This is a genomic window from Rahnella aquatilis CIP 78.65 = ATCC 33071 (genome assembly GCF_000241955.1).
Classification (GTDB): Bacteria; Pseudomonadota; Gammaproteobacteria; order Enterobacterales; family Enterobacteriaceae; genus Rahnella; species Rahnella aquatilis.
The window spans coordinates 4,090-8,406 of record NC_017092.1; the positions used below are offsets into that span (position 1 = coordinate 4,090).

6 protein-coding genes are annotated in these 4,317 nt (G+C 39.4%); 2 read left to right on the forward strand and 4 right to left on the reverse strand.

Annotated elements, in window-relative coordinates; all coding sequences use genetic code 11:
• Positions 1-19: 19 nt before the first annotated feature.
• From RAHAQ2_RS24595 to RAHAQ2_RS26100, 4 genes are all read right to left on the reverse strand, one after another.
• The gene (locus RAHAQ2_RS24595; RefSeq protein WP_014440115.1) at positions 20-724 is read right to left on the reverse strand and encodes a PP2C family protein-serine/threonine phosphatase; all 705 of its coding nucleotides are present in this window, start codon (positions 722-724) and stop codon (positions 20-22) included.
• Between the two features lie 9 nt (positions 725-733).
• The gene (locus tag RAHAQ2_RS24600) at positions 734-1,603 is read right to left on the reverse strand and encodes a nucleotidyl transferase AbiEii/AbiGii toxin family protein (protein ID WP_014440116.1); all 870 of its coding nucleotides are present in this window, start codon (positions 1,601-1,603) and stop codon (positions 734-736) included.
• Positions 1,604-1,615: 12 nt separating this feature from the next.
• Entirely contained in the window at positions 1,616-1,969 is a 354-nt protein-coding gene (locus RAHAQ2_RS26095; protein WP_238532113.1) for a hypothetical protein, read from the reverse strand.
• Between the two features lie 121 nt (positions 1,970-2,090).
• A complete protein-coding gene (locus RAHAQ2_RS26100; RefSeq protein ID WP_238532114.1) occupies positions 2,091-2,513 on the reverse strand; it encodes a hypothetical protein in 423 nt (140 codons plus the stop codon).
• A 524-nt stretch (positions 2,514-3,037) separates the two neighbouring features.
• Here RAHAQ2_RS26100 and RAHAQ2_RS25410 point away from each other — a divergent pair.
• Positions 3,038-3,193: a YegP family protein gene (locus RAHAQ2_RS25410; RefSeq protein ID WP_072010247.1), complete on the forward strand. Its 156-nt coding sequence runs from the start codon at positions 3,038-3,040 to the stop codon at positions 3,191-3,193.
• 401 nt (positions 3,194-3,594) lie between these two features.
• A complete protein-coding gene (locus tag RAHAQ2_RS24615) occupies positions 3,595-3,816 on the forward strand; it encodes a YdgH/BhsA/McbA-like domain containing protein (RefSeq protein ID WP_014440119.1) in 222 nt (73 codons plus the stop codon).
• The last annotated feature ends 501 nt before the right edge of the window (positions 3,817-4,317 follow it).

A 4,317-nucleotide genomic window follows, 5' to 3' on the forward strand; every position in this document is an offset into this window, starting at 1 on the left:
AGTGAGGATATAACCGCGGCTAAGCCAACGCAAGTTGTTGTTCTTCATCGGCCAAATTAAAGCGCAATAAAGCAACCGAAGCGTTGTCTATATTTTCATCATTAGAATGCATAACGTCATTAAACATAGTCGTAAGCTTGCCATCCAGCGTTACTTCCAGAATTTCTCGATCTTCAAAATTTGACCAAAAACCATCTGTACACATAAAAATAGCCTCGCCGTTTATAATTCTCTTAGAAGAGAAGGCCGGGATAGGATGAATGGAATCTTTAGAAAGGTATTTGGTTAATCTATTTCTATATGGATGCTTATTTAAAAAATGAGGATTAGAAACACCAGAACTCACGAGAAATTGAGCTAATGAATCATCTAAAGACCTTTTCCCATCGATTAAAAAATATATTCTTACGTCACCAACCGTCATCGTTTTAACTTCAGTATCTGAAATTAACACTACACCTATACTAGACTTACCTGAACATTTCACACTCGAGCTCTGTATATTTTCCATAACCGATATAACATCTTCAAAACCCATACCACTCAATATTTTATCTCGCATTTCATCAATTAAAGAATCGACATAGTGTGGATTGGCGTCAGTTTGAGAAAACCCATCAAGCATAATAAAAACAGACAAAAAGTCAGTCTTTACTTCAAGGAATCTATCTAAATTTCTATCACGAGTTCCAGTTGAGGTTATAAAATCCATTCTCACAGTCATAATATAGCCTCAGGCGACAGCATCCCAGGGAAGAGATTTATAGAATTCATTTATCCTATCAAAGGAAAAATCAAAGTCTTTAACATCACCTTCAACTTCTAAATGTAGGGTGTCGTAATTTCTTCTTGATAAATCCCTTATGTCTTCTCGATCTAGAGTATCTTTTGTTATATGCCCGTCAGGAATTCTACCTGTTGATTTATCTAACAACGAATGGAGGATGGTTAATTTCTCACCATCATCAAAACAAATAGAGTCAAAGATAAAATCTAGATCATACACGTCCTGCCTTCTACTTCTATTTCTATATGGTTGTTGAATAATAGACCTGATCTTTTCTGCAACTAAATCAGTTACGCCATATGCTGAAACACCACTACCATCATCCATGACAATATTATCTATACTATAACTCAACTCATTGAAGCTATAATCTATTTTAATGGTGTTTGGACACTGCCCTCGTGAAAGTCGATCCATTTCTCCCGCAGAGTTTTTTCTAGCATATCCAATAGTGAGATTGAATGATGGGAATGTAGCCTTATCATATCCTTTTTTAGGTTGAATAACTAAGCTCTGCACCTTACAAGACACACCGTAAGCTAACTCATCAGATGATATAACCAATGCATCATCTAACTCTTTTCTAAACTCTTCCTGGTCAATTTCAGAAAGCTTCATCTTTGTAGAAAAATCTATATCTTCAGTAAATCTTGAACTTTTATATCTTATCCCCAATAACATACCTCCTTTCATTATCATTTTTGGCTTAAGATATTCGCTATTAGCTATAGCAGACAACACAATATGCACGGACTGACGGAACACGACCCGATCAGCTGGTGATAAAGAAACCCACTCTTCTATTGAAAACTCCACTAACTACCCCTCTTAGTTATTTATAGATATACACCATGTTTCAGAGAAGACATTTTTGTAGGGGTTTGATGGTATCAACTTCCGGCTCCCACCACGTTTAACGTCATCCTTCCAAGATTCAATCACTTTATTTTTAATGCCAATGACTTCCTCAAGGATATATCCTGCGCGAGCTTTATCCATAGAATTACCGTTTTTAGATATTTCTTTTAAAATTACAGGTAGGAATTTTTCATGATAATTTTCAAAAACAGAAAATACATGTTCGAAACCTCCACATAAATCTGGCTCTTTAAGCATATCAAGAAAAGTTTCACCGATATTTGTCACCCTAACACCACCGCTACCATATTGTTCTTTTTTCATTTTGAAATTGTTTTTTTTATGAAAAATTATTTCCTTCCCATCAAAAAAATCAATTCCCGTTATATTTTGTGGATATAGGAAGTGTGAGTCATTAACTAATGAGAACGTGTTTTTTATTTTTTCAGAAAAAAAAATCCTTCAAAAACCTTGATGATGACTGGGTAATATGAAGTATTTTAGGAATTCTATCAGTTATTCCGTGCCACTCCATTGCACTAATATGAGATATGTATGAGCAAGGGCTCATACAACAAACCACTTGTTGCGCGGTTGGTGGGTTTCTATTATTTATAGAATAAATAGTATTATCTATACATTTTGATATTAGCCCGCGCGATAGCAAGAAATGCTGCACATCTGCGATCACTCGAAAATCAGGCTCTTTTGCAGAGATCTTTCCTAGCCTAACACCTTCAAAATTTTTATCTCTATATAACTCATAAAGATACCAAGCTATTTCATAAGCGTTAATCACTGGCTTAGCATGGCGCTCTAAGATGATTGTCTTTAAAGCTTCCCTAAGTGAAATTGTTTCTTTGATCATGCGTCACCATGTGATGTATAAGTCCTTAGGACTTATACATCACATAGCTAACAAAGTCAATTTTTTAAAATTGATTTTTAAATATTCAAGCGTTTGATATTGTTGGAATTAAAAGTTTATTTGACAATTTTATGATACCTTACTAAACTAACGTCCTTAGGACGTTAGTTTAGTAAGGGGTCGTGTTTTTAAAGCCTCCATATTTTTGAGTAACCCCGAGCCTGCGATTAGTAATTGGAACATTATCTATCGATAGCCAATTTTGCGACCGTTGCATAGACTGAATTGACCATAATACCCGCATTATGCCTGCAATCCTGATATCAGGATTTATGATATTATTTGATCTATGACAGATTAATGTGGCTTATTTATCACTGATATAGAAACTGAGATCGTTCTCTCATCGCCCCGCATACTTCCACAGATATTCTTTCAGGAAAAGCCAAGTTGGCTTTTTTTAGGACAATTACTGCTTGATAAACAAACAGTAAAATATCGTATAGCCTGAATGGAAAAACACTATGAACGATAAATGGGAATTTTATACAGATACGGCGAATGAGTGGCGCTGGCGTAGAACGGCAAGCAATGGTCGGATCGTTGGAGCCTCCAGCCAAGGATATGTCAACAGATCTGATTGTGTTGAAAATGCTCGCCGCAATGGCTATACCGGTTAAGGAAGTAAAATTTTCTCTTAAATTTCAAAGGATAATCATCATGAGCCTTAAGCCAGGTCCGAAACGCATTGCCGAATCAACAGGGGAACCTGATAAACGCCAGCGCGACAATAAAAAAACCCCGGGGAATACGGATAAATTGAAACCCAGTAAATCCTCAGAGAAATAAGTCGGTCGCTCAAAGCCCTGCGGGGCTTTTTTCTTTTGTACTTGCCGGTTAGTCGTATTTACCATAACACCAGTATTCCGCATTCCAGAATAACCGGCCAAAACATCATTCAATATTTTTGACCTTTATCAGCAAATCAATCCGCTATTCATCATTCAAGTCTACCGCTAACATTCTTCTCATCGAAGGCGCACCGCCTTCTCCCAAACAATCAATGAGAAGGAATTTGACCATGAAAACCATCAAAACTTTAGTTGTAGCTGCTGCACTCGCCACCGTTTCTTTCGGCAGCTTCGCCGCTGAAATCGGCACCGTCACCGCGACAGGCAACACGCTGGACGGCCTGGAATCCACCTTCGCCGCCAAAGCCGCCGCCGCAGGCGCGACGTCTTATAAAATCATCGAAGCGAGCGGCCAGAACCACCTGCACGGCACCGCCATTCTGTACAAATGATTCATGATTGTTGGCGGGTATAAAAAAGGGTCACCTGCGGGTGGCCTTTTTTATACCCGCCAGTCACTCGGATTTACCATAACACCGGTTCACCGCACCGCCTCAGCCACACTCAGCGCCGTTTTGCCCCGAAGACGGTGAAATCCCCGGCTTACCCCGCCAAAACTGCCCAAAACGCCGCTGGTAACTTTTGAGCGGGTGAATAGCTATGCACCGAAACCGGTGAAGGGAGATTTCGCATGCGAAATCCAGCGAACGGCTAATAGTGATGGTTGTCGCCGCCAAACCGGTCCCACAAGTCCATCGCCAGCTTCAGGCACTGCAACGCCCGTTTCACCACGTTTAATAGTTTCATACTGCCTCCTGGGTTTATCCCGTGATGAAAGCATCACGACGGTACTTAGCGGGATTTTTTTACCCAGTTCTTCTTTGGGTTTGTCCGCCGCAGCGTCATTGTGCATAGAAGGGCACGTCGAGATCAGATGAAGGAGTTCAGTCGGG

Excerpts from the sequence above, each read along its gene's own strand:
- RAHAQ2_RS24595 (WP_014440115.1), bottom strand. The coding sequence starts at position 724 with ATGACTGTGAGAATGGATTTTATAACCTCAACTGGAACTCGTGATAGA.
- RAHAQ2_RS24615 (WP_014440119.1), top strand. The coding sequence starts at position 3,595 with ATGAAAACCATCAAAACTTTAGTTGTAGCTGCTGCACTCGCCACCGTT.
- RAHAQ2_RS26100 (WP_238532114.1), bottom strand. The coding sequence starts at position 2,513 with ATGATCAAAGAAACAATTTCACTTAGGGAAGCTTTAAAGACAATCATC.
- RAHAQ2_RS25410 (WP_072010247.1), top strand. The coding sequence starts at position 3,038 with ATGAACGATAAATGGGAATTTTATACAGATACGGCGAATGAGTGGCGC.
- RAHAQ2_RS26095 (WP_238532113.1), bottom strand. The coding sequence starts at position 1,969 with ATGAAAAAAGAACAATATGGTAGCGGTGGTGTTAGGGTGACAAATATC.